Origin of the sequence: Psychrobacter sp. Ps2, assembly GCF_022129405.1 — a bacterium.
GTDB lineage: Bacteria > Pseudomonadota > Gammaproteobacteria > Pseudomonadales > Moraxellaceae > Psychrobacter.
Genome location: NZ_JADQAM010000048.1, coordinates 13252 through 39803, shown reverse-complemented (window position 1 = coordinate 39803; position 26552 = coordinate 13252). Strand labels below are relative to the sequence as shown.

The window sequence follows — 26552 nt, the reverse complement described above, 5'->3', positions numbered from 1 at the left end:
ATCATAGATGGGCTGGATTCTATTTTATATATTTTAGCTAACTATTATTGACGAAAGAAATTGACAAACTCCCCATCTTCTTCGTCTATTTGCTCTTGGTTTTCAAAAATAGTGAATAGAAGATTGTTGTCATTCACATCAATAGTCATGTTATAAAAATCTGATAAATCAGAATTTGATCCGCTATAAAGTGACTGTCCGAGGGTGAATAAACCATTACTACCTAATGTATAAGTATTCCATTCTAGACCAGAAGGTGCGTCGTCCCATACATCAAAAGGTGCTTCTTCATCGATTTCTATATGCATGAAAGTGTTATCTTCTAAGAACGCAAATAGTATCAACTCATCATCGACCTCACTTGGCGAAGCTCTCCAAATTCCCAGCTCATTTTCCGACTTAGCTTTGGCAAACTGATACTTTTCGTTATTGTCGACTATACCGCTATCGTTCTCGTCGACGCCTAACGTCAGCATGTCATCAGTGATTTGTACCGTTCTTAGCACGTCATCTGATAAGCCACCGCTGCCATTATTATCAAAAATGACATCGTCAATTTCTAATTCATTATTTGCTTTTAGCGAGTATTCGCCCCACTCAATGCCATTATCCGAGCCTCTTGAGGAAGTAGGGCCTGTGACTTGGGTTTGTACGTAGGTGCCGTCGTCTAAAAAGGATAGAGTCACTAGCTCTTCGTTACCAAGATCCATTCGCCACAGCCCTGAGAGCATTTTGGAGTCTACAACGGTACTAGCCCCGTTTCTTGAGAACATAAACTTCTCGTTATCGTCTATTACCCCGTTTTGATTGTTATCAACCTCAATGGTAAGATCGGTGTCACCAGTCACACGCGCGTAACGGGTACGCGATTCTGATAATCCAACTCCATCATTGTCGTCATAAAACTGTGTGGTTGTTAACGCTTTAGTCGTAGTGTTGATAGCATAAGTACCCCATTCCATGCCATTTTCGGGATTGCTGGTTAAACCAGTGTCATCCACTTGCACATAGATATAAGTATTGTTTTCTAAGAAAGCCACTCCGACTAGTTCATCTTCATCGGCATTATCAAAGCTCCAAGATCCTAAGATGCCTTCAGGTTTGACCTCTGAGAATCTGTAGATTTCATTACTATCAATGATACCATTGTCGTTTTCATCGACTTCGAGGATAAGCTTGCCATTCACTACTTTAGCAGAGGGATTGGGAGCGTCTGATAATCCAGCGTTACCGTTCTTGTCAAAAATAGGTGTAGCGGTGAGTTTACCTGTTTTACTATTAATGCTATACGTTCCTGACTCCATACCATTTTCAGGGTCACTCTTTGAGCGACTGGCATTGACTTGAGTCTGTACATAATTACCGTCATCTGTAAAGACAATCACTGATAAGTCGTTACCAGCATCGTCGCTACTCCACATTCCAACGATTTCGGTATCGATATCCGGCTGATCAGGTTGTGTGATATCTGGTTGATCAGGCGGCGATGTTGGTGATTCATCAGAATCAGAGTCTTCACCACATCCTTGTAAAATGAGTGCAGTTGTTATGGCTAATAGTGCTAGTTTAAATGATTTCATTTTTATCGCTCCTTGATTTAAAAGATAAAATCTTACTTAGCTCAAATATCAGTGCCCCACACCCCCTTATTATTATATTTTAAATAAAGAATATATAAATTGTTATTTACGAATATATCAAACATTTTTTGGTTAATCCAATCCAAAAAGTATTTTTTAAATGAGTAAAATAGGAAAGTTGGTTATCAAAGGAGTGGGACACGAAAGAAAAAGGGAATTATTAAAACTAAATTGGTTAGCGAAATCCTACAAGTAGGACTGATTGAGAGAGCTTTCTGTTTTGGATATTCATAGGTGTGAGATAGTGAGTGGTAATAATATATATTTAGAAGGTATAAAATATACACAATAAAATACCATCACTTTTTCTACTACATTTTTTATGGCATGAAATAGATAGAGGAGATGGTATATTTAAATTCTATAGCTACATGTATTTTTCAGAAAATCATTGCATAATAAATCATCTAGTTTTATAGATTCGAATTTAACCGCTTCTCAGCCGTTTTCATGTCCCAGTCTTTACGCGACATATAATTCTCTAACTGATCGCAGCTTGTCTTACCGACATTGAAATGTTTACTCTTTGAATGCAAATAAGAGAAACTATGGCTTACTTAGCATCTCTTTTAGCAAAAATATTCGCAACCAACGCGCCACTAAAGTTATGCCAGACACTAAATATCGCACTAGGTAAGGCCGCGACAGGATTGAAATAAGTTGCCGCAAGGGCAGCGCCCAGACCAGAGTTTTGCATGCCTACCTCTACCATAATGGCGCGGCGTTGTTTCTCCGTAAAGCCGGACAAACGAGCGATTACATATCCTAAGGTATAACCCATCATATTATGTAAGGCAACCACGATAAAGACGATTGCACCACTGTCTAAGATAGTCGCTTTAGATACTGCCACCACTGCCGCTATAATAATAGAGATACCCAATACCGACACCATCGGTAATACCTCGGTGACGAACTCGATCTTTTTACCCAGAAACTTATGAAAGATAACACCCAGTAATATGGGCAAGATAACGATTTTTGTAATGGTCATCATCATACTGGCTAGGTCGATGTCGATCAGCTGACCAGCAAACACATTTAATAGAATCGGGGTCAGAAAAGGCGCAAGCAGGGTAGAGATAGAGGTAATCGCCACACTCAATGCCACATCACCTTTGGCTAAGAACGTAATCACATTACTAGAAGTACCACCCGGGCAACAACCTACCAAGATAACACCGACTGCGATTAAAGGATCAAGGTTGAAGATGACCGTTAATAGGTAAGCGATCAAAGGCATGAGCGTGAACTGTGCTAATAGCCCTACCAGTACAGGCTTTGGTCGTTTGACAATTTCTAGGAAATCTTCCGTTTTGAGTGTCATGCCCATCCCAAACATAATGATGCCAAGTATGGGAACGATTAAAAAAGCCAACGAGGCAAAAAATTCAGGAAAAATAAATCCCAAAACAGCACTGACCAATGCCCAAATTGCAAAAGTTTTGCCAATCCAACTAGAAAGTAATGCAATCTGATTCATAGCCTGTCTCAAAATAATAAAGTAGACAATAATCTAGCATGGTTCTTGTCAGTAAATGATAAAAGTATTTTGCTATGAACGTAGCGATAAGTTTGCTGATAACAAATAAAGGATGCGCCATAAAAAATGGCTTACCCATATTAAATAAGTAAGCCAAAAAATAACTATCAGGTTTCTATAACTTTATTAGCCAATCGACTATAAATTTGGATTTAACCACTTCTCAGCTGTTTTCATATCCCAGCCTTTACGCTCAGCATAACTCTCTAACTGATCACGACTGATTTTTCCGACGTTGAAGTATTCACTGTCAGGATGCGAGTAATAGAATCCGCTGACCGATGACGCAGGCCACATCGCATAGCTTTCGGTTAGCGTTGTACCAATTGCATCTACCGTACCGAGCCAGTCAAACAATTTACCTTTTTCCGTATGCTCAGGGCAAGCAGGGTAGCCAGGTGCAGGGCGGATACCGACGTATTTTTCTTTAATCATCTCATCATTGGTAAGTGATTCGGTTGGTTGGTAGCCCCAGTACTCTTTACGTATTAGCTCATGTAAATGTTCGGCAAATGCTTCAGCTAAGCGGTCAGACAGCGCCTGTACCATAATGGCATTATAGTCATCGCCTGCTGCTTTGTATTGCTCAGCCAGTGCTTCTGTACCGACGATAGAAACAGTAAAGCCGCCCAAGTGATCAGTGTGGGTGTCTGATGGTGAGATAAAGTCTGCCAAGCTAAAGTTAGGCTTGCCGCTTGCCTTGTCGCTTTGCTGACGTAAGTGCTCAAACTGGTAGGTCGGTTTACCACCATTTTGTGGGTCATTGTCATATACAGTGACGGTATCTGCGCCAGTACGGCGCGCTGGCATCAGTTTAAACACACCTTTCGCTACGATTGATTTTTCATCAATCATTTTGTGTAGTAGCTCTTCTGCATTTTCAAATAGATCGCGAGCCGCTTCACCAACCACATCATCTTGCAATATTTTCGGGTATTTACCGGTCAGACCCCAAGAGATAAAGAATGGTGTCCAGTCAATATAAGGTAGCAGATTCGCGATTGGATAGTCATCCAATATCACTTGTCCTAGTTTATTTGGCACTGGTGGCACATAGGTTTCCCAATCATACTGAAAGCCAATCTTGACTGATTCGGCATAGGTGACTTTGGCAGCTTTTGGTTGACGCTTAGCCAGACGCTCACGCACTTTGACATACTCTTCGCGTGTCTCATCGATGAGCGCTTGACGGTGTTCTTTTGATAGTAATTTGGTCACCACACCGACTGAGCGCGAAGCATCCGATACATAGATGACGCCATCGTTTTGATATTGCGGCTCGACCTTGACGGCAGTATGCGCTTTCGACGTCGTTGCACCGCCGATCATCAATGGTAGTGTCATGCCGCGCTCTTGCATTTGCTTGGCGACATAGACCATCTCATCGAGACTTGGGGTAATCAGACCAGACAGACCGATGATATCAACTTTTTCTGCGATGGCAGTATCGAGGATTTTTTCACATGGCACCATGACGCCCAAATCGACGATATCATAGCCGTTACAGCCGAGTACCACACCGACGATATTTTTACCGATATCATGGACGTCGCCTTTGACGGTTGCCATTAGGATTTTACCTTTGACTTCGCCTTCGACCTTTTCCGCTTCGATATACGGGTTTAGCCATGCGACGGATTGCTTCATTACGCGGGCAGATTTTACGACTTGCGGTAGGAACATTTTACCGGCACCGAATAGGTCACCGACGATATTCATACCGTCCATCAGTGGCCCTTCGATGACTTCTAGCGGTTTAGGGTACTTCTCCCATGCTTCTTTGGTATCCGCTTCGATAAAGGTCGTCACGCCTTTGACCAGTGCATGGGCGATACGTTCTTCTACTGTACCTTCGCGCCAGCTCATATCGACGGTGCTGTCTTTTTTCTTTCCGCCATCTTGGTAGTTTTCAGCGACGGTCATCAGACGCTCAGTCGCATCTTGACCAGTCTCACCTTGATTGCGGTTGAGCATGACGTCTTCGATAGCGTCACGGGCTTCCTTTGGAATATCATCGTACAGCTCAAGCATGGCTGGGTTGACGATACCCATGGTCAGGCCGTTTTTGATCGCGTGGTATAAGAATACGGAGTTGATCGCTTCACGGATTGGGTTACCGCGGAAACTAAACGACACGTTGGATACGCCGCCCGAAACCATCGCGTTCGGTAGGTTTTCCGTAATCCAGCGCGTGGCATTGATAAAGTCAGCACCGTAGTTATTATGCTCGGTGATACCTGTGGCGACGGCAAAGATATTTGGGTCAAAGATAATATCTTCTGATGGGAAGCCCACTTCGTTGACCAGTACGTCATAGCTGCGTTTAGATATCTCAATCTTGCGCTCATAAGTATCAGCCTGTCCGTCTTCATCGAATGCCATAACGATAATCGCGGCACCATAACGCATACATAATTTGGCACGCTCAACGAACTCAGCATGACCTTCTTTTAAGGAGATAGAGTTGACGACAGATTTACCCTGCGTACGCTTTAGACCTTCTTCGATAATGTCCCATTTAGATGAGTCGATCATCAGTGGCACACGGCTGATATCTGGTTCGCCTGAAACCAAGTTGACGAAGTGAATCATCGCCTGCTTGGAGTCAAGCATGCCTTCGTCCATATTGATATCGACGATTTGCGCGCCGCCCTCGACCTGATCACGCGCGACATCGAGTGCTTCGGTATAGGCCTCGGTTTTAATCAAGCGTAGGAATTTTTTAGAGCCTGTAACGTTGGTACGCTCACCGACATTGACAAACAAGCTATCAGAATTGATGGTAAATGGTTCGAGTCCTGACAAGCGGCAGGCAGGCGCTATCTCAGGGATGATACGCGGTGGATAGTTCGCCACGACTTTAGCGATTTGACGGATATGCTCAGGCGTCGTACCACAGCAGCCGCCCACGATATTTAGGATACCTGCTTTGGCAAAACCTTCGAGTAGGGCAGCCGTTTCTTCAGCGGTTTCATCATACTCACCAAACTCATTGGGCAGACCAGCGTTTGGATGCGCAGAGACAAAGGTATCAGCGATGTTTGACAATGTCTGAATATGTGGGCGCAGCGCATCAGCACCTAGCGCACAGTTAAAGCCAACAGACAATGGCTTGGCATGGCGGATAGAGTTATAAAACGCCTCGGCTGTTTGACCCGATAGCGTGCGACCTGACGCGTCGGTAATCGTACCCGAAATCATAATTGGCAATTCAAAGCCGATGTCATCGAACACACCAGTGATCGCAAATATCGCCGCTTTGGCATTTAGCGTATCGAAGATCGTCTCAATCAAAATAATATCGACGCCGCCTTCTATCAGACACAAGGTCGCTTCACGGTAGTTGAGTACCAACTCATCAAAGGTAATATTACGAAACGCAGGATCATTGACATCAGGTGATAGCGAACACGTACGCGAAGTCGGACCCACGACGCCTGCAACGAAGCGCGGTTTCTCAGGCGTTTTTGCGGTAAATTCATCCGCCGCTTCTCGAGCAATCTTGGCCGCTGTCCTATTTAGTTCTGGGACCAAATACTGCATGTCATAGTCAGCCATCGACAGACGCGTACCGTTAAAGGTATTGGTCTCGATGATATCAGCGCCCGCTAGCAGATGATCGTGATGAATGTCTTTAATCATGTGCGGCTGAGTCAGTACCAGCAGGTCATTATTGCCGCGTACATCTTGGTCGATATCAGCAAAACGCTCACCACGATAATCTGCTTCTTCTAACTTATAGGTCTGAATCTGCGTACCCATCGCACCGTCTAACATCAAAATGCGTGATGCCATCTGCTCAGTAATACGTGCACGAGCGGTTAGCTGTTGCTCTTTAAACGGAAATACAGCAGGCGGCGTTAATATAAAGTCATTAGCGGATGAGGAACTAGAGGCGGTATCGGTATGAGAATCGGTTGGTGAGGTCGTCGTTGGAATCATAGGTGTGCTGCTTATATCGTAATTATTAAAAAAAGAAGGAATAACAAACCAGTAGCGTGCAGAGTCTCACGAAGAGGACCGCAAATTTGCATTATTTTAGCATGAAAAGTTTGCTACATAGGGATACTGCATATTCCTCTTTGGCAATAGATAAATAATAGGAGAGCTGAGTAACAAATCAAGGTATTAGAGTCTATTTCATAAAGCAGATACGCACAAATGAATATCATTTCGCTAAGGGCTTACATAAAGCTTTTCTTTTGCAAATGAAAGCCAACGGGAACGCTCAGAAGTCAGACAGAATTTACACCCATACCACAAAAAATTGCGCAAAGGCAGGTTGATAAAGATTGCTTACATGTTAATTTAATTTCAGAAATACAAGGTCTTAGTAAGTCCTACTTATAAATACAGGCTCATTTATTAGCAGCAACTGGTACTAAGAGTATCAATGTTAGCAGTATAGTATGGTGAGCAAATGGCATTAGCAGGCAGTATGATCTGTAAGACAGTAATATCATAGTTGAAACAATACCAACGTCAAAGAAATTCAAATCATTAAGGAAAATGTTATGAAACTTACTAAAATTGCCACCATCGGTACATTGGCTATCTCAATCGCAGGTCTAAGTGCTTGTAATAATATGATGCCAGCAAAGACGGGCGATATGAAAGCACCAATGCATAGTCAGAGTATGGCTAAGATGAATGTTGTACAAATTGCGCAAAGCAATCCTGATTTTTCAGTATTGGTAGAAGCGGTACAAGCAGCAGGCTTAGTCGATATGTTGTCTGATCCTAATGCTCACTATACGGTATTTGCACCGACCAATGCTGCCTTTATGCAAGCATTACAAGAAACAGGTATGACCAAAGCACAGTTATTTGCCAATAAGCCATTATTGACCAAAGTATTGGGTTATCACGTAATCGCGGGTGATATGGCTATGTATGCCAAAGATGTGAAGCCTGGCAACGTAATGACCGCTAGTAAAGACACGTTGATGGTAACTAAAGAAGGCAAATTAATGGATGAAAATGGTCGCACAACGAATATCGTGAAGACTGATATCGCTGCTAACAATGGTGTTGTCCATGTAATCGATAGAGTATTGTTGCCTAAATAAGTATTAACTGAGGCATACCCACTGTATTTATTATAAGACTAAGCAGCCATTGTTTGTGATGATTTCATTATCAGACAATGGCTGTTTTAGACTTTAGAGCTTTATCTATATAAGTTTCTGTTTAGGTTTAAATTTTGAAACAGACATCTAAAAGTAGTTAATCCACATCATTTTTCTTAAAAATCGCAATAACTGATATACAAGCAAACAATGCTATATACGTGATTGATACAGTGTTGCTACTTAAGTAAATACCATTTGAAAATTAAACAGTTAGACTGAGAACTATCAATATAACGGACTAAATAGTATGACTAAGTAATTGATACATTTATCAATCATTGGTCATCATTATATTTATCGAAAGTTACTAATTTAAATAAATCCCTTAATCAATTATTTATCCAAAAAGGAATTACCTATGTTAAAGAAGAACTTATTATCTATCGCAGTTGTAACCGCAGCCATGTCACTAGCAGCGTGTAACGATACAGAGACTGTTGCAGAGCCAACTGAACCAGAAGCGACTGAAGAAATGGCAGTTGAGCCAGTTGCTGAGACAGAAGCTGTTGAAGCTGAGCCAATGGCCGAAATGGACATGGAAGCGACTCAAACTATCGCTGAAATTGCAGCAGAGAACGAAAATCTAACTATTTTAACCGCTGCGCTACAGGCTGCTGGACTTGATACTATGCTAATGGAAGAAACTAAGCATACTGTATTTGCCCCAACTGATGATGCGTTTGCGCCAGTACTAGAAAAACTAGGCGTGACTAAAGAAGAGTTATTGGCCAATACAGATTTGCTAAAAACGGTTCTTCCTTACCATGTGCTAGCAATGGAAGTTAAAGCGGCTGATATCCCATACGGTACTGAGATTGAAACGGCGAATGGTAAAACTATCACTATCAGTGAAGACAATGTAATTACTGATGCTACTGGTAACACAGCAAATATCACTGGTACAGATATCATGGCAACCAATGGTGTGGTTCATACTATCGATGCAGTATTAATGCCTGAATAAGCTATTTATTAACGCGTAGATTTATAATCTATAAGTTAAAGAAAGCCTAGCCATCGCGCTAGGCTTTTTTACGTCTATAGATTAAGAATAGGGGAACTGTGGCTTACCTATACTGGTACGACGACTTAATTAATATAAAGTAGTCTAATGCTAAAGCGAACTCTATAAAGAGGACAAGCAAAAGATAAAATAACAGTTATACGTTACTTAAAATACAGATTAACTTTAGAAGATAAAAGGGTGGTTTTAAGGTATTCAACTAGGTTGTATGAACGTGAATTTTGATATTTTTTCAGCAAGCTATTCTGTAGCAGTGTATACAACTAACCAAACAAAAAAGCCCGAGAACATAGTCTCGGGCTTTTTATTTATTCAATAAGATTAAGGAGCAATCCTATTAAATCGATTTACACTTTATCTTTACGTAATGGATCAGCGTTCATGCTTTTTTGCTGTGCTAGATGACGCTCTTCCCAATACGGTGCGTTTTTGATGCCGAATTTAGCAGGGTCAAAACTATAGCGAGTGACGCCAGCTTTACGCTGAGCTTCATAGTCTTTAAGCATAGTAAGAGTTGGACGAGCCACGATGAAGATGACAAGAATACCAACAATGTTAAGCCAAGCCATAAGACCAACACCGATATCACCGATTGCCCAGATATAACCAGCTGAGTTTAGACCACCATAAGCAACCATCGCCATGATAAGCACTTTCACTAGGAATAGACCAGTTCTGTTCGCACTACGACCGAGGAAACGTGTTAAGTAAGCGACGTTTACTTCAGCGATGTAGTAGTAAGCCAGAATTGTCGTAAAGGCAAAGAAGAATACAGCGATTGCGATAAAGACATTACCAAACGTACCGTATACAGATTCCATTGCCATTTGCGTGAAAGCAGGAGCATTGATTTCAGTAGCAGCGGCGACGTTCTGTACGATGAACTGACCATCTGGTAGCGTACCTTGAATGTTATACATACCAGTAGACAAGATCATGAATGCAGTAGCAGAACATACTAGTAATGTATCAACATATACTGAGAATGCCTGAACTAAACCCTGCTGTGATGGATGCTCAACTTCAGCAGCAGCAGCAGCGTGAGGACCTGTACCCTGACCAGCTTCGTTGGAGTAGATACCACGTTTCACACCCCAACCGATAGCAGCACCAAAACCTGCTTGTGCAGTGAATGCATCACCAACGATCATACCAAACACATCTGGAATCAAGCTGAAGTTGCTGAACATGATGATCAGCGCTAGGGCAATATAACCTAATGCCATGAAAGGTACTGCAAACTCAGTAAAGGTTGCAATACGCTTAATACCACCAAAGATGATGATACCTAGCACGACTAAAATGATAGCCAAGCCGACCAAACGCATAGAGCCAACTTCTAGGCCTGCAACGTTCATGATCGTACCTTCGCCCATTACCTGTGCAAATGCACTGATAACACCGTTCGCCTGTACACCAGGTAAGAACATACCACATGATAAAATAGAAGCGATTGCGAAGAGGATACCGTACCACTTTTGACCAAGGGCACGTTCAAAGTAATAAGCTGGGCCACCGCGATATTCGCCAGTTACCACATCTTTTTCTTTGTAAATCTGAGCAAGAGTAGATTCGACATAGGCTGTAGATGCGCCTAGGAAGGCTACGATCCACATCCAGAAAACGGCACCTGGGCCACCGAAGCCGATAGCAGCAGCTACCCCAGCGATGTTACCCATACCCACACGACCGGCGAGTGAGACGGCAAGTGCCTGAAACGATGAGATACCCTGTGCACTAGATTTACCAGTGAATAGGAGTTTGATCATCTCACCGAATAGACGTACTTGTACAAAGCGCGTCATAATGGAATAGAACAGACCGGCACCCAAGCAGAGATAAATCAGCGCTGGGCTCCAGATAATTCCATTTACTAAGTTAACTAAACCTTCCATATTTATGTTCCTAGTACTGTCTCAAGGTGGCACTGTTTGCTAGGAGTAAACTAACTGGTTAACTTACTTATTTAAGTTAAGCAGTTAAAGTCTCTGCATCGACTTATTTATTGTCTAAGTCTCATGTGCTTGGCCACCAAGAATGGACTGTAGTTGTCTGTATTTACCCGCGTATCTCATCAGTAATACGGACTATTTGCATAGCGCTTATCACTGATGATATTAATATCAGCTGCGTTTACTATTATTCTACAACCTCAACTACTGCGGTCTTCTATCATCATGTTATGCATCAGATGAGTCATAAGTTAACCGGCGGATAAAACAGGCGGTTATATAATTAAATATCCATCACCATGATGGCATTCAACTTACTATGAGCTGTCTTGAATAAATACATGACTGGTATGGCGAATTGACAGTATTTAGCGATAATTTGACAGTTAATTGATGTTTTTATTAAGAAATTAACAACTCGCTAATACTAATCAAACTATAAGTCCACTACCAAATGTATTCAAACCGTACGGCTACGTAACTGCAATTTGCCATATTTTTGTACTAATTACTAGAAATTTCTTTATAGACGGTAGATATATTCGTATTTTATTTGGCTGATACATTAGCAAGATTTGCATAATATATAAATAATTGTTTGTACTTTCATAACATTTAGTCTGATTACTCTAGACTGCTAGATTTTTGCTCTATATCTATCATGATAAAAACGCGTTATCGTTGACGCTATGCGGTTGTGTTTTGGTAACGGTCAATTGTAAAAAGCCGTATATAACGCCATCATTAGGACAACTTCTTTTGATATCATGCTGATAGAGTGATGCGCAGATATACAATATATAGAGCGCATGACTGCCGTATGAATACTAAGAAACTTAAAAATATTAAAAACGTGGTACTGGATATTTGTTATTTATCATTATTAGGAGAATCAACAATGACGCGTAAATCTATTATGAAGCCGATGTTGCTAGCCGCTTTATTGACAACTTCTACGGTTGGTCTAAGTGGCTGTGGCTATAACAACCTGCAAGCACAAGATGAGCAGGTCACTGCTTCATGGTCAGAAGTGGTTAACCAGTATCAGCGCCGTTCTGATTTGGTGCCAAACTTAGTCAAAGTCGTACAGCAATATGCCGAACAAGAACAAGAAGTCTTCACCCAAGTGGCAGAAGCTCGCTCACGTGCGGGCGGTATCACGGTGACGCCAGAAGTGCTTAATGATCCAGAAGCGATGGAGCGTTATGCAGCAGCGCAAGAGCAGATGACAGGTGCGTTATCGCGTTTGATGGCGGTATCTGAGCGTTATCCAGATCTAAAATCAGATGCACTGTTTCAGGACCTGCAAGCACAGTTAGAAGGCACTGAGAACCGTATTGCTGTGGCTCGTAACCGTTATATCCAAGAAGTGCAGGGTTACAATACAACGGTACGTCAGTTCCCAACCAACATCACTGCAAAAGTATTTGGTATGGACACTAAGCCCAACTTTAGTGTGGCCAATGAAGAGGCGATTTCAACCGCACCAAGTGTTGATTTTGGCGATTCTACAGAAAAGTCAGCTGAATAAAATTTAGAATGAACGTGAAGACAGAGCGGCATAGGCAGCTCTGTTTATTTAGCTAATGGTTTGATAATGATTAGTTAGAGTCTATCAATTGGTAAAGATGTTATCTGAGGTGGTATAGATTAGATGAATAATTCAAAAGCAATCTTATCAGCATTACTGTTTACGTTAGGTGTCGTCAGCGTGCCTGCATTGCACGCTGCACCCAATGAGACAGCGGTGGCGACAGATAGCACCTCGGATCTGCAAAACCGTAGTGTTGAAGAATTGGTGGCCGTTGCTAAAGCAGGCGAGTCTAACAAAGCAATCAATGATGCTGTATTAAATAACGATGCTATCAATGGGGCGGTACTCGGCAACGACGCTATCAATCAAAACGCAGATAACCAAAGCACAGCAAATGGTACTGCCAATGCTCAAACAACCGCTCAGCCACCTGTAGGCTCCAGTGCCGAGGGTGTTGACGCTGACAAGTTGATACTTAATGAACCAGTCGTTGATCAGGCCAATATTTTAAATCCTCAAGAAAAGCTACGTCTAGAGGCGCAGCTTCGAAGTATTTACCAGCAGGGCTTAGCACAAGCAGCAGTGGTTATCGTACCAACTACCAATGGCGTACCAATATTTGATTATGCCTTGCAAGTTGCTGAGAAGTGGGAATTGGGTGATGAAGCTATCGATGACGGTCTGCTGATGGTCGTTGCTGTCAATGACCGTGATATGTATATTCTAACGGGTTATGGACTAGAAGGCGTCTTGCCCGATGCGGCAGTCAATCGTGTCATTCGCGAAGATATCACACCGTTATTTAAGCAAAATAACTATGGTGCGGGGATAATCGCTGGCGTTGAAGCGCTCAAAACACGCCTAACTGCTGATCCTGAAGTCTTAGCCCGTGCTGATGCACAAGCCGCAGAACATACTGCTCAGCAAAGCTCAGACGAGCTGCCGTCACCTATTTTCTTATTTATCATGGCGATGATTTTTGGTAGCTTTATTACGAATATATTGGGCCGAGTATTTGGTTCTATCATTACCGCTGGCGGGTTTTTTGCAGGTTCGATAGCCTTAGGCGGCGGCTTCTTCATGACGCTGATTATGGCAATCTTTATCTGGATGTTTTTGATCTCACGCGGCGGTGGCGGTGGAAAAGGCGGCGGCGGTAAAGGTGGGCGCAGAGGCGGCATGATTTTCTTGCCCGGTATGGGCGGCGGCAGTGGAGGCGACTTTGGCGGTGGTGGTTTCGGAGGCGGCGGCTTTGGCGGCGGCGGCGGTGGTTTCGGCGGCGGCGGCGCAGGTGGCTCGTGGTAAGTATTCCACACACGCAAACAAAATAAACTCTACATAACCATCGAAAACGACGTACTTGAGGAAATAATATAATGGTAGAAGACAACGCTTCAAACCCCAGTTTTGCCCGCTGGTGGCGTCAAGTTTTGTTCGTCCCTTTATTACATAGTAAGTGGCTAACAACAGAATCTAAGGCGCGTTTAACAGATGCTGTGACACGAGCCGAACGTGGGCATCGTGGTGAGGTGTTCTTAATTGTAGAAAACCATCTGCCTATCCAAGAAGCTTATCGCATGAACTGCCGTGAGCGTGCGATTGATTTGTTTAGCGAATATCGCGTCTGGGACACGGAAGAAAATACGGGCGTCTTGATCTATGTCAATGTATGCGAGCGTAAACTAGAGATTGTCGCAGACCGAGGTATCAGCGCTCATGTGAGTCCAACAGTATGGAATGCAATGTGCGAAAAGGCAGTATCTGGTATTGCTACTCAAAAGACAGAAGAGAGCTTAGCTGAACTGCTAGACGAAGTGGGGCAGGTGTTACGTCAATACTATCATCTAGAGCATGATCCAGAAGGCAATGAGCTGTCCGATACAGTGGTATTTTTAAAGTAATTTGCGCCTTATACGGTTGTATTAAGAAGGTTGCTTTTATAAGTAGCTTATCTATACGATCAAAGGGTTTTGTTTTAGGCGATATGATTTTAGTGTTAAAATAACTCTTCTGGGACAGATGACGCCTTATATATACAGTTTGATTATCCTACTGTGCAATCATTCACTAGGGCTCGTCTCGATAAAACCATTATTGGAATACTATGATTGAATTAATAAAGAAATTACCGAAAGCTGAACTTCATCTACATATCGAAGGTTCGCTAGAGCCTGAGCTGATGTTTAGACTGGCCAAGAAGAACAACGTAGAGATACCTTATAAAGATATTGAAAATGTACGCAGTGCTTATAACTTCACCAATCTACAGACCTTTTTAGATATTTACTATGCGGGTGCAAACGTCCTGCTTACAAAGGATGATTTCTATGATTTGACATGGGAATATATTCTTAGATGTGTTGAAGATAACGTCATCCACACAGAGATATTCTTTGATCCGCAGACGCATACCGAACGCGGTGTACCTTTTGAAGCGGTCATCACAGGTATCAAAGAAGCACTTGCAGATGCTAAAGCAAAATACGGTATCACGTCATGTATCATCATGTGTTTCTTGCGTCATTTATCGCAAGAAGAAGCGTTCAAGACATTAGAACAAGCACTAGATTATAAAGACGACATTATCGGTGTTGGCCTTGATTCATCAGAGTTGGGTAACCCACCATCGAAATTTAAAGAAGTCTTCCAAAAAGCCAAAGAAGAAGGCTTTAAGTTGGTCGCTCATGCAGGCGAAGAAGCGGACTTTTCATATATCTACGAAGCGTTAGACTTACTGAATATTAATAGAATTGATCATGGTGTGCAGTCTATAAAAAGCCCAGAATTGATGCAAAGACTTAAAGATGAGCAAATGCCATTGACGGTTTGCCCGAACTCAAATATCGAGCTAAAAGTCTTTGAGACTTATAAAGAGCACAATATCAAAGAGCTTTTAGATTATGGTCTAAATATTAGCGTTAACTCAGACGACCCTGCGTATTTCAAAGGGTATGTGAATCAAAACTTTATCAATCTATATGAAAATCTACCGATTACGGAAGACGATGTTATTACTTTGGTAAAAAACTCGTTTAAATCGGCATTTATCAGTGATGAGTTAAAAGAAGCTTACTTAGCGAGAGTTGAGCTTGCATTGAAATAAGCTGCAACGAGTTTGTTTTTAGTAGTAAAGGCTTAACGGTTTCTATAAATCGTTAAGCCTTTTTTATTGTCTGTCATTCAGTAATATCTATAAATAGTAGTGTTTATAAAGTAGTAATCTCTGCTATAAGCAGTGGCAGTATTACTCCAGCCTTTTCTGCTAATGTGATATCGACGATGGTATTTGGCGTTGGGTCAGGGTTTATCTCAATAACTTGCGCGCCATTCTGTTTGGCTGATTGTGCCAATCCAGCAGCAGGATAAACCAAGCTTGAGGTACCGATACTGATAAACACCTCGCAATTAGCTGCAGCTTCTTCGGCAGTCTGCCATGCCTGTACAGGTAGAGCTTCGCCAAACCAAACAATATCTGGTCTAATATAACCGTCGCAATGCGGACAGTTAAGCAGTGATTCATCAAAGCTCATGGTGCCTTGATTATCGTACGATGCTCTCGATTGATCTTGATAGGGTATCTCACACTGACCACAGCGATTGCGCCACAGATGACCATGCAGGTGAGTCACTGCGCTACCAGCTTGCTCGTGCAAATCATCGACATTTTGGGTGATGAGTGTCAGCTGCTGATCGGAGGTTTGCGCATGATACTGCCACTGAGCCAACGCATGATGGGCGGGATTTGGCGCTTTGTCTGCGAGCATTTGCCGACGCCACTGATACCATGACCATACTAGCTTTGGATCACGAGTAAACGCTTCAGGGGTTGCCAAGTCTTCGACTCCGTAGTTCTCCCACAGCCCTGTTTGCTTATCTCGAAACGTTGGGATACCGCTTTCTGCTGAAATACCAGCCCCAGTCAAAATGCAGATACGCTGTTTGGATGCCAGTAGTTGTGCGGCAAGTTTTACTTCTGCTATTAACGCTGGTGATAATTCTGCTAACATGAGCCAACCCTTGCTAATAATGGATATTTTTACTTATGATAGACGGAATTTGGTGGCTTGTCATATTGTTCGCTGTCATCGCAGTTTTATGGTTCGTGGCAAAATCGCGCGGCGCAAAAGTAGGCGAAAAGCATAGCGGCGCAAAATCAAAAAATGCAACACCGAATGATGCGCTGCAAAAAACAACAGCGATATTAAAACAGCATTTTGCCGCTTATCGAGTCACGCGTAAGGCAAATCATTTGCTCGTTAGCAAACAAGACAAAAAAATTGCGATGATTACGATTGATAAAAAGATTGCTGAAGGTCAGCGCCGTTTGGGTGATTTGCCCGTGATCAATTATCACCGTATACCTAGCCGTGCTCAATTGACTGCCAATTTACAAGATGCAGAGTAATTTTGCTATATAGTCAATCCTCTATAAATTGGCTACGGTGTCAGTCTCGCTCAGTCTACTACTTGTAGTACTTTCACTCGGCTTCCTTGTATCCAAATTATACTGAATCGACTATAGGTGAGAGCACTAGAAATATATAAGCACAGAAAAACCGCAAACATTTTGAAGTGTAGGTTTAATAAGTCTAGGTAGTTTAAGAGAGTACTAAGGGAAGGGTAGAGCGAGGTTATAAACAATATGATTGGTGCGCTCGGCGGGAATCGAACCCACGACCCTCGGCTTCGGAGACCGATACTCTATCCAACTGAGCTACGAGCGCATATGATAACGATATGTCTGACTGTCACGCTTAGATGCGCATGATAATTAGCATAAGGTGTCTAGAAATAAAGACCGCTTAGTCTAACAAATAAAAAGCATAAAGCCAATAAATGACAGTCGCGATTGAGGTTTTTTAAGAAAAAACAGCCAAGTCATTAAACAAGCATGGCAATTTACCTGCCTTTTCCCTTATAATGTTGGGGAGAATTCATATTTATAATCACCGATTGCAAGTGCGCTGGCACGCGGGATGGCTGTCTGCTATTGAAGACTTAGAGGTCGTCAAAGAAGGACAGACAGAATGTCCGAGCCGTGCTAGTCCTTGTATACGTAATAAGAGAACGTGACGAATGAGAAAAGTAGTTATGTTATCGGCAGCTGCCATTCTAGGAATCGCTAGTATCGCGGTGAGCCAAGCTGAAGATGTTGTAGACACTCCTGTAACTGCGTCAGACGTAGCAGAAGGCCAAGAGGTCGTAGAAGCTGCTCCTGAAACGCTAGGTGACGATACCCAAGCTGCTGCAGATACGACAGATGGTGCTGCGCCCACTGACGAAGCCGCTCCAGCAGAAGGCGAAGAAACTGCCGCTGCAGCGCCTGCCGCTGATGAAGAGCCAATTCCACAAGATACGCCGCAAGTACAGAAGCTAATTGCTTTGTATCCTAATCTGATTGCGCGTATCCAGCCTGTTGCCAATATCTGTTTTGAAGATGGTGAAGCTTGTGATGTAACGGCACGCTCATCTGGCCCAGCTGCTGGCGATGGTCCTCGTGACGGTAAAGCGGTATATAACGCCGTATGTCATACTTGTCATACAGCAGGCTTGCTAGGCTCTCCTATCTTTGGTGATGCTGGCGCTTGGGGTCCACGTATCGCAAAAGGTAAAGACACGCTATATACCCATGCTATCAATGGTTTCAATGCGATGCCTGCCAAAGGTGGCGCGGATATTCCTGATGAAGAAGTTCAAAATGCCGTAGATTATATGGTCGCAGAAGCAAGCTAATCTTTGTTGATTACCTTCCAAGCTTTTACGATAGTTATCTATAAAGCGCCTATTTCAGTGATGAGATAGGCGCTTTTTCATGATGAGTATTATTAATATGGTACTTCGAATATAAGGCAGTTGAAATTCGCCATGAGTAGCCTCATTTTATGAGATTAGTTCGTTTATTACCGTATATTGTCCCCTTTAGATAGTAGAGTGTGTTGAACATTCTTATACGGCTTTTGCCTATATGCTAATGATAGTCGAATGTTCAACACGGCCTATTATTCTAAAATCGCATTTTATACAAATTGATAACAAATAAAGAGGTCTTCATGTCTGATGCACCAGCACTCTCCATAAAAAACCTATCTAAAACCTACGACAATGGGTTTTCGGCATTAAAAGGGGTTGATTTAACAGTACCACAAGGTGGTTTCTTTGCGTTACTTGGGCCAAACGGCGCAGGCAAATCTACCATGATTGGTATTATTAGCTCATTGTTTAAGCCAACCACCGGTAGCGTTCATATTTTCGGCACAGACCTATTAGAGAACCCTTCGATTGCCAAGCAATACCTTGGTGTTGTACCGCAAGAATTTAACTTTAATATGTTCGAAAAAGTCGAAGATATCTTGATTACGCAAGCGGGTTATTTTGGCATTCCGGCGAAAGAAGCCAAACCCCGCGCAAAAAGACTATTAACAGCGCTAGGATTATGGGATAAACGCGACAGCAAATCACGTGAGCTATCTGGTGGTATGAAACGCCGTTTGATGATTGCGCGAGCATTGATTCATAAGCCAAAGCTATTGATTCTGGATGAGCCAACGGCGGGTGTTGATATCGAGCTTCGCCGCTCGATGTGGGAATTTATGCAGCAGATTAATATTGAAGAAAATACTACTATTATTCTGACGACTCATTACCTCGAAGAGGCTGAGCAATTGTGTAAACGCATTGCTATCTTGGATCACGGCGAGATTCGAATCAATACGGAAATGAAAGAACTACTGGCTCAGCTGTCGGTAGAGACGTTTGTATTTGATTTGGATACGCCGCTCACTGAACAATTGGCTCTGACAGGAGTGACAGGGGTCTCGCAACCAGACGAGCAAACGCTAGAAGTTACCTTGACAGAAGGTGAGTCACTAAACGGTGTCTTTGATCAGTTGTCTGATAAAGGTATCAGTGTGGCGAGTATGCGCAATAAAGCCAACCGACTAGAAGAGTTATTTATGCGCTTGGTAGACAAAAACATTCAGAGTGCAGATAGCATGAAGGAGGCGGGATTATGAGTCAGGAATTAGTCGATCATAATAAAACAATGTCGTTGAGTAAGAAGTGGATTGCGTTTCGTACTATTTGGTTCAAAGAAGTGCGCCGTATTTTACGTATCTGGCCGCAGACGTTGCTACCGCCAGTTATCACGATGAGCCTGTATTTTGTCATCTTCGGTAAAATGATTGGCTCGCGTGTGGGTGAGATGGGCGGCGTGCCATACATGCAGTTTATCGTGCCTGGTTTGATCATGATGTCGATCATTACCAACAGTTACTCTAACGTCGTCTCAAGCTTCTTTAGTGCTAAGTTCACGTCTAGTATCGAAGAGCTTTTGGTCTCGCCAGTATCTAAGCATGCTATTTTGATGGGTTATATCAGTGGTGGTATCTTCCGTGGACTGGCTATCGGTGTGATTGTCTCGATAGTGGCGCTGTTCTTTACTGATCTTGGTATCGAGCATTTATTTGTGACTATATTTACGGTACTTGGCACGTCTATCTTGTTTTCGTTAGGTGGTTTTATCAATGCGGTATTTGCACGCTCGTTTGATGATATCTCTATTATCCCAAGCTTTGTACTGACGCCATTGACCTATCTTGGCGGTGTGTTTTATTCGATGGAGAATTTGTCGCCATTTTGGCAAAATGTTTCGCTATTGAATCCTATCGTCTATATGGTCAACTCATTCCGTTACGGTATTCTTGGCTACTCTGATGTCAACGTTTGGTATTCGATGGCGGCTATTTTTGTGTTCTGTGCGATATTTTATACCATCGCTTATCGCTTGCTAAGTAACGGTTCACGTGTACGTTTGTAGTGTGTATTATTCGCTAAGCATATTATTTAGAGCAAATTTAAAACGGTTTAATATTAGGAAGACAGATGAGTATTCACGGTATCTTGGGTGAGCAAACCACCGACTATCCAACTGAGTATAGCCCAGAGACGCTATATCCGATTGCGCGTAGCATGGGACGTGATGCAATTGGTTGGCAAGACGACAAGTTAACCGTCGGTGTCGATTGGTGGCAGGCTTTTGAGATATCTTGGTTAAATCCGCAAGGCATCTCGCAAGTGGCTATCGCGCGCTTTAGCATTCCTGCTAGCTCACCGTTTATCGTAGAATCAAAATCGCTTAAGTTATATTTGAATAGTATTAACTTTACCGAATTCGCCAGTTGGAACGACGTACAAGCGTTGATTGCGAAAGACCTGTCAGCTTGCTTGCAAGCAGACGTACAGGTAGCGTTATTCGGTTTAAATGATGATATAAATGGTAACGAAACAGCGTTATTGATTGCTCAGCCTGAGGGTGTTTGTATCGATGAGGCATTAGCAGGCAATACGGACAAAGTTGCGTTAACTGAACATCCTGATGCGTCATTGCTAAGTGCTAGCGAAGAAATAGAGGCGAGTAGTGAAAGCATGGCAAGTGATGGTACGCAGCCGTATACCTTTTATTCCAATCTACTGCGTAGTAATTGCCCAGTGACCAATCAACCAGATTGGGGCACGTTGGCCGTATCGATTACGACTGATAAGCCTTTTAATAATGCAAATATGCTGCGCTATATATTGAGCTTCCGTCAGCACAATGGTTTTCATGAGCAGTGTGTTGAGCAGATATTTGCTGATTTGAGCCAATACTACCAGCCGAGTGAGCTGATGGTACGGGCATGGTATACGCGCCGCGGTGGTATCGATATCAATCCTTGCCGTGTCAGTGATATCAGTTTATTGCCTGAGCCAAGCCGTTTAATCCGCCAGTAAGTTCTCGCTAAAAATACAATGTTAATAAAAATACAATGTTAAATAGTTTTTAAGCTAATAAAAAAGCGCCTATCTCATTATGTGAGATAGGCGCTTTCTGTTATATAGTCTTTATTTACAAGACTATTTACCGCTTACTTTTGCCATAACTTCTTCACGGCTCAGCATTTGCTTTTCAGCTTCACGGCGATTGACGTACTCATACTTGTCTTCCGCTAAGTTGCGATCAGACACGACGATACGATGCGGTATACCAATCAACTCAAGATCAGCAAACTTAACGCCTGGGCGCTCGTTACGATCGTCCAGTAGTACGTTGATGCCTTGAGCTTTCAACTCTTCATACAGGGCGGTTGCCGTCTGCATGACCGTCTCTTCTTTAGACTTCATCGGGATGATGGCGACTTCAAAAGGAGCGATTGAATCATCAACCGTTGGTGTTTTTGGCCACATGATGCCGTTTTCATCATTGTTCTGCTCGATAGCAGCGGCAATGATACGGCTAACGCCAATACCATAACAGCCCATCATCAAGGTGACAGGTTTGCCATCTTCACCAGAAACCGTACAGTTCATCGCTTGTGAGTATTTATCACCCAACTGGAAGATATGACCGACTTCGATACCGCGTTTGATTTTTAGGCTGCCTTTACCATCAGGAGACGGGTCGCCTTCTTGTACATTGCGCACATCAACGATGCGAGTAATGCGAGTGTCACGTGCCCAGTTCATACCGATAGTATGTTTGTTCACTTCATTGGCACCGCAAACAAAATCTGAAAGCGCCGCTGCTGAACGATCAACGAATACAGGCATATCTAAATTAACACCGATATAACCTTTATGTAGGCCTGCCGCTTTTAGCTCTTCGTCAGACGCTAACGTCAATGGTACATTGGCTTCTTCAATTTTCTCAGCTTTGATAGTGTTGAGCTGATGATCGCCGCGCAACACGATAGCAATCAGTTGTGGCTCATCATTCTCGGTATGACCATGAACGATCAAGGTTTTAACCGTCGTTTCTAACGGGATATCCAAGTGTTCAGCAACCATTTTACAGCTGGTCATGCCTTCAGTTAGAACGTCTTCACGCTCCATTTTTGGCGGTTGACGCTCAGCAGTGCTGACAGATTCTGCTAGCTCTACGTTGGCTGCATAGTCAGATGAGTCCGAAAACGCAATATCGTCCTCGCCGCTATCTGCCAATACATGGAACTCATGTGAGGCAAAACCACCGATAGAGCCTGTATCTGCTTGTACCGCACGGAAATCTAAGCCCAAGCGGGTAAAGATGCGTGTATAAGCGTCATACATATCATGGTAAGTTTTGGCCAATGAGGCTTGATCCACATGGAAAGAGTAAGCATCTTTCATGGTGAATTCACGGGCGCGCATCACACCGAAGCGTGGACGAATCTCATCACGGAATTTACCTTGAATCTGAAAGAAAGTAATTGGTAGTTGTTTATAACTACGCAGCTCGCCTTGTGCTAGATTGGTGATGACTTCTTCATGCGTTGGACCAAGTACAAAGTCGCGATCATGACGGTCTTTGAAGCGCAATAGCTCAGGACCATAATCATCAAAACGTCCGGTCGTCTGCCAAAGCTCAGCAGGCTGAGTCATCGGCATTAGCACTTCTTGTGCGCCGACATTTTGCATCTCTTCACGAACAATACGTTCGACCTTTTGCAAGACGCGCAGACCCATAGGCAACCAAATATACAATCCAGAAGCAATCTTGCGGATAAGACCAGCACGCACCATCAATTGGCTTGAGGCGATGTCGGCATCACTTGGGGTTTCTTTTAGTGTGGCAAATAAAAATTGACTGGCTTTCATAAATAAAGCGTAACCTTATCAACGATAAAAAAATAAGAAATAGTAGGATGTTGAGCGTATGGCTAATCGTTTCATTGCCGCCGCAAGCTTACCTTTATCACTTAGCAATAATCTAGGGTATTTCCTAGTTACCAACCTGCTTATATACAAAGCACATCAGTAAAAACCACTCTCATAAAAGAGAGGCAAATTTGACTTGATGTATCAATATGCCAAAAATGCAATATATTCAGGTCAAAACCCTGATAAATGCTTTGAGACTGACATTTTATTCATACAATCTGACTATGTTAGGTAAAGTTCGCCTAAGACGCAATGACTTTTTGTCTTTTCAGACCGAACGTGACACAAAGGCTTCAATAAGGGATAAATAATTGAGCTATTCATATGATTTTATAGCGAAAGCACTGATTACTTGAGAGACAGTTTATTGAGGTGGTTGCGTAGAGGTTTATGGATAAAGTTATGTAGAGGAATGGTAGCCATTACTTGAAGTTACTGCACAATAGTCGCATTTATAGACTAAGCATCTGTTCTATTTTTACAACGCTCTTAGCCTTACCAAACGATGCAACATTATAAAGGTAGCTTCTATGGATAATCCTGATATGAATAACGCTAATGCCACTCAAAAGCCTGCGAAACGTCCTATTGCGACAATGTCGTGGGTGATATTACTGATCGGTCTAGCAGCGATTGTTTTTGCTATTTATAGTGCGCAAAACAAACCAGAAGAAGCGCCGATAGAAACCATTACCCGTGAAGGTGTGGTTACGCAAATTCAGCAGTTAAATCGTTTACATACCGTCGCATTCAGCGTTGATACAGTGATTACGAGCGAGCGAACAGGAAGTTGGATGAAACTGTGGCAAGATGAGCAAAAGGCATTGTTTATCGCTCATGGTCGCGTAGAGGCAGGGGTGGATTTGAGTGCGTTGACGCCTGAGATGGTACAAATAGTGCAACCTGCTCAAGCTAATGCATACGAAGAGCAAGTAGTTGACCCCAATTCTCCAGCTGCCACTATGCCACAAATCAATATTACTTTGCCGCCTACAGAGATATTTTCAGTATATCTAGATGATATCGAGATTTATGACTGGCAGACAGGGGCTTTTGGCATGATGCAAGTCGATCCTAAGATATTGGCACAAGCACAGACCATGGCAAAAAAAGAAGTGCTTGAGCGTGCCTGCCGAGGTGATGTCATGAATATGGCATTGCAAAATGCGCAAACCCAATTGCAGCAGCTGTTTGCACTCACGGGAGCGGTAGTGACGGTTACCACTCAGGGTGCAGGTGCATGTCAGTTGCCAGTCACTACCAATAGCTAGCCTGCTGGTTATTTTCTAAAATTAAGCTTCTTTTTTAAATTCGGCGATAGCTAGCTTGCGTGCTGATTTATGCTCGACCATCGGCGCAGGGTAGTCGACATCGGCAAACTTACCACCTTTTGCCAATTCTTTACGCATCTTATCTTCGTTATGTAAGATACTGTTAGGAATATCTTTTAACTCTGGTAGCCAAGTTTTAATAAACAGAGCTTTAGAATCGTGCGTATTGGCTTGGCTAAAGGGGTTCATAATACGGAAGTAGGGCGCTGAGTCGGTACCTGTCGACGCGCTCCATTGCCAGCCACCGTTATTGGAGGCAAAATCCCCATCTATCAGTTGCTGCATAAAGTAGCGTTCACCCAAGCGCCAATCAATCAATAAGTCTTTGGTCAAAAACATCGCGGTGACCATTCGTAAGCGATTATGCATAAACCCTGTCGCATTTAAACAGCGCATTGCTGCATCTACGAGCGGCACGCCTGTCATGCCTGTGCACCATGTCTCAAAATCATCGTTGTCATATGACCAATTAACCTTATTGTCGGTATCTTCTTTATAAGCCTTATGACGAATCAGGTTTGGTTTTTCTACTAGCACATGGCGATAAAAGTCTCGCCACGCAAGCTCGCTTATCCAGCGATTGATGTCTTCATTATCACCGTCATTACCGTGTAGCTTTTCTTGTGCTTTGCTCGCCTGTAGATAGCAGATTCTAGGACTGATAGAGCCTATAGTGAGGTAAGCCGATAGCTGACTGGTTGCGTGCAGATGGGGGACATCACGGCTTACATCATAATCATTGATATCATCATCGACGAATGCCTCTAGACGCTGGCAAGCGGCAGACTCACCTGCAGGATAAGCGTCTCTTGCTTGGTCAAGCTGAGCTGTCATATCGATATACTGCAATGACTCATTCTTTTCTAATGTCTGCTGATAATCACTGAGCATTTTTTCGTTTAGTGCTTTGATATCGTCGATTGTATCGGCAAACGTTTGCGATGATGGTAGTTTGATTTTATAATCGCTAACCACTGCGGGCGCTTCATGCATTTGAATGGTGCTGACGTCCAACGTATGTCGCCATTTTTTATAAAACGGGGTGAAGACCTTATACATACTATCGCCATCATTGGTCGTGATGCTTTGCGGTGGCAAAATGCACTGGTCATGCCAGCGGACAAACTCGATGTCGTCTTTTGCAAGTTGTTTGCTTAATTGCTCATCACGATCAATCTCATTGCCTTCGTACTCGTGATTGGCCATGACGCAGCTGATTTCATTGTCATTGCATAAGGTCGTGAGCGCATCTATACAGTCAGCAAAGCTTGGGCAGAGCTGTACTGTTAAAGTGATGTTCAGTTTTGATTGCAAGTCCTTTGCTAAAATAGGTAGCGTGCGAGCAATGTGATCGACTTGTACAAGAGACGTATCGTGCGCTTGCCACTGCTCAGGCGTCAAAAAGAATACGGCAGATACCGAGGCGTTGTCTTCTTTTGCGCGTTCACAAAGCGCTGCTAGAGCGGTATTGTCATGAATGCGTAGGTCACGACGAAACCACATTAAGTAATGCGGTGGATTTTTGCTAGTTGCATTGTCGTCAGTATCAGTAGCGGCTGTCTGTGCAGTCTTAGACATCAAAGTATCCCTATATTAATCAATAGCAATCATAAACAAAACTAAGGATAAAAGTATGCTAGGATAAGTTTTTGGATGCAATGGCTTTGCCGTTTGGTTAACAAAACCTCATCACATCTAACGATTTATCTTTAGCTTGAACCT

At 42.9% G+C, this 26552-nt stretch carries 19 protein-coding genes and 1 tRNA gene; 12 read left to right on the top strand and 8 right to left on the bottom strand.

The annotated features are described in order from the left end of the window. Window positions 1-44: 44 nt before the first annotated feature. The 3 genes from I3254_RS05850 to metH form a co-directional block, all read right to left on the bottom strand. Complete coding sequence (locus I3254_RS05850) at window positions 45-1580, bottom strand: hypothetical protein (RefSeq protein WP_238052046.1); 1536 nt, start codon at window positions 1578-1580, stop codon at window positions 45-47. 613 nt (window positions 1581-2193) lie between these two features. After that, entirely contained in the window at window positions 2194-3123 is a 930-nt protein-coding gene (locus I3254_RS05845; RefSeq protein WP_101204954.1) for a bile acid:sodium symporter family protein, read from the bottom strand. Between the two features lie 198 nt (window positions 3124-3321). Continuing rightward, on the bottom strand, window positions 3322-7125 hold the full coding sequence (gene metH / locus I3254_RS05840) for a methionine synthase (protein ID WP_101204953.1): 3804 nt from the start codon (window positions 7123-7125) through the stop codon (window positions 3322-3324). A gap of 572 nt (window positions 7126-7697) precedes the next feature. Between metH and I3254_RS05835 the strand changes: the two genes are divergently transcribed. Both I3254_RS05835 and I3254_RS05830 read left to right on the top strand, forming a co-directional pair. Continuing rightward, window positions 7698-8252 carry a fasciclin domain-containing protein gene (locus I3254_RS05835; protein ID WP_179799633.1) on the top strand — a complete coding sequence of 185 codons (555 nt, stop codon included), beginning with the start codon at window positions 7698-7700 and terminating at the stop codon, window positions 8250-8252. A 421-nt stretch (window positions 8253-8673) separates the two neighbouring features. Then, entirely contained in the window at window positions 8674-9279 is a 606-nt protein-coding gene (locus tag I3254_RS05830) for a fasciclin domain-containing protein (RefSeq protein ID WP_057758535.1), read from the top strand. Between the two features lie 407 nt (window positions 9280-9686). Here the strand turns inward: I3254_RS05830 and I3254_RS05825 are convergent, their stop codons facing one another. Then, a complete protein-coding gene (locus I3254_RS05825) occupies window positions 9687-11234 on the bottom strand; it encodes an alanine/glycine:cation symporter family protein (RefSeq protein WP_101204950.1) in 1548 nt (515 codons plus the stop codon). Window positions 11235-12189: 955 nt separating this feature from the next. On the opposite strand from I3254_RS05825, the gene I3254_RS05820 reads away from it, so the two are divergent. The 4 genes from I3254_RS05820 to I3254_RS05805 all read left to right on the top strand — a co-directional run bounded on the left by I3254_RS05820 (window position 12190) and on the right by I3254_RS05805 (window position 15928). Next, window positions 12190-12822 (top strand): LemA family protein, encoded by a 633-nt coding sequence (locus I3254_RS05820; RefSeq protein ID WP_057758539.1) that lies wholly within the window; start codon window positions 12190-12192, stop codon window positions 12820-12822. A 123-nt stretch (window positions 12823-12945) separates the two neighbouring features. Continuing rightward, entirely contained in the window at window positions 12946-14130 is a 1185-nt protein-coding gene (locus tag I3254_RS05815) for a TPM domain-containing protein (protein WP_238052045.1), read from the top strand. 71 nt (window positions 14131-14201) lie between these two features. Further along, complete coding sequence (locus tag I3254_RS05810; RefSeq protein ID WP_101204947.1) at window positions 14202-14726, top strand: TPM domain-containing protein; 525 nt, start codon at window positions 14202-14204, stop codon at window positions 14724-14726. A 203-nt stretch (window positions 14727-14929) separates the two neighbouring features. Further along, window positions 14930-15928 (top strand): adenosine deaminase, encoded by a 999-nt coding sequence (locus I3254_RS05805; RefSeq protein WP_238052044.1) that lies wholly within the window; start codon window positions 14930-14932, stop codon window positions 15926-15928. Window positions 15929-16031: 103 nt separating this feature from the next. On the opposite strand, the gene I3254_RS05800 is transcribed toward I3254_RS05805, so the two are convergent. Continuing rightward, the gene (locus I3254_RS05800; protein ID WP_238052043.1) at window positions 16032-16832 is read right to left on the bottom strand and encodes an NAD-dependent deacylase; all 801 of its coding nucleotides are present in this window, start codon (window positions 16830-16832) and stop codon (window positions 16032-16034) included. 35 nt (window positions 16833-16867) lie between these two features. On the opposite strand from I3254_RS05800, the gene I3254_RS05795 reads away from it, so the two are divergent. Then, window positions 16868-17230: a hypothetical protein gene (locus tag I3254_RS05795; protein WP_238052042.1), complete on the top strand. Its 363-nt coding sequence runs from the start codon at window positions 16868-16870 to the stop codon at window positions 17228-17230. A gap of 242 nt (window positions 17231-17472) precedes the next feature. Here the strand turns inward: I3254_RS05795 and I3254_RS05790 are convergent. Beyond that, window positions 17473-17549, bottom strand: a tRNA-Arg gene (locus tag I3254_RS05790). Window positions 17550-17901: 352 nt separating this feature from the next. On the opposite strand from I3254_RS05790, the gene I3254_RS05785 reads away from it, so the two are divergent. The 4 genes from I3254_RS05785 to queF all read left to right on the top strand — a co-directional run bounded on the left by I3254_RS05785 (window position 17902) and on the right by queF (window position 21594). Then, a complete protein-coding gene (locus I3254_RS05785) occupies window positions 17902-18558 on the top strand; it encodes a c-type cytochrome (RefSeq protein ID WP_101204943.1) in 657 nt (218 codons plus the stop codon). Window positions 18559-18875: 317 nt separating this feature from the next. Then, window positions 18876-19838, top strand: a complete 963-nt coding sequence (locus I3254_RS05780; protein WP_101204942.1) for an ABC transporter ATP-binding protein — start codon at window positions 18876-18878, stop codon at window positions 19836-19838. A gap of 29 nt (window positions 19839-19867) precedes the next feature. Further along, window positions 19868-20641 (top strand): ABC transporter permease, encoded by a 774-nt coding sequence (locus tag I3254_RS05775; protein ID WP_160023143.1) that lies wholly within the window; start codon window positions 19868-19870, stop codon window positions 20639-20641. A 65-nt stretch (window positions 20642-20706) separates the two neighbouring features. Next, complete coding sequence (gene queF, locus I3254_RS05770) at window positions 20707-21594, top strand: NADPH-dependent 7-cyano-7-deazaguanine reductase QueF (RefSeq protein WP_238052041.1); 888 nt, start codon at window positions 20707-20709, stop codon at window positions 21592-21594. Between the two features lie 123 nt (window positions 21595-21717). Here the strand turns inward: queF and I3254_RS05765 are convergent, their stop codons facing one another. Next, a complete protein-coding gene (locus I3254_RS05765) occupies window positions 21718-23436 on the bottom strand; it encodes a proline--tRNA ligase (protein WP_102093514.1) in 1719 nt (572 codons plus the stop codon). A gap of 593 nt (window positions 23437-24029) precedes the next feature. Between I3254_RS05765 and I3254_RS05760 the strand changes: the two genes are divergently transcribed. Next, the gene (locus I3254_RS05760) at window positions 24030-24770 is read left to right on the top strand and encodes a DUF4230 domain-containing protein (protein WP_238052040.1); all 741 of its coding nucleotides are present in this window, start codon (window positions 24030-24032) and stop codon (window positions 24768-24770) included. Window positions 24771-24791: 21 nt separating this feature from the next. On the opposite strand, the gene I3254_RS05755 is transcribed toward I3254_RS05760, so the two are convergent. Further along, window positions 24792-26408: an FAD-binding domain-containing protein gene (locus I3254_RS05755; RefSeq protein ID WP_238052038.1), complete on the bottom strand. Its 1617-nt coding sequence runs from the start codon at window positions 26406-26408 to the stop codon at window positions 24792-24794. Window positions 26409-26552: the final 144 nt, after the last annotated feature.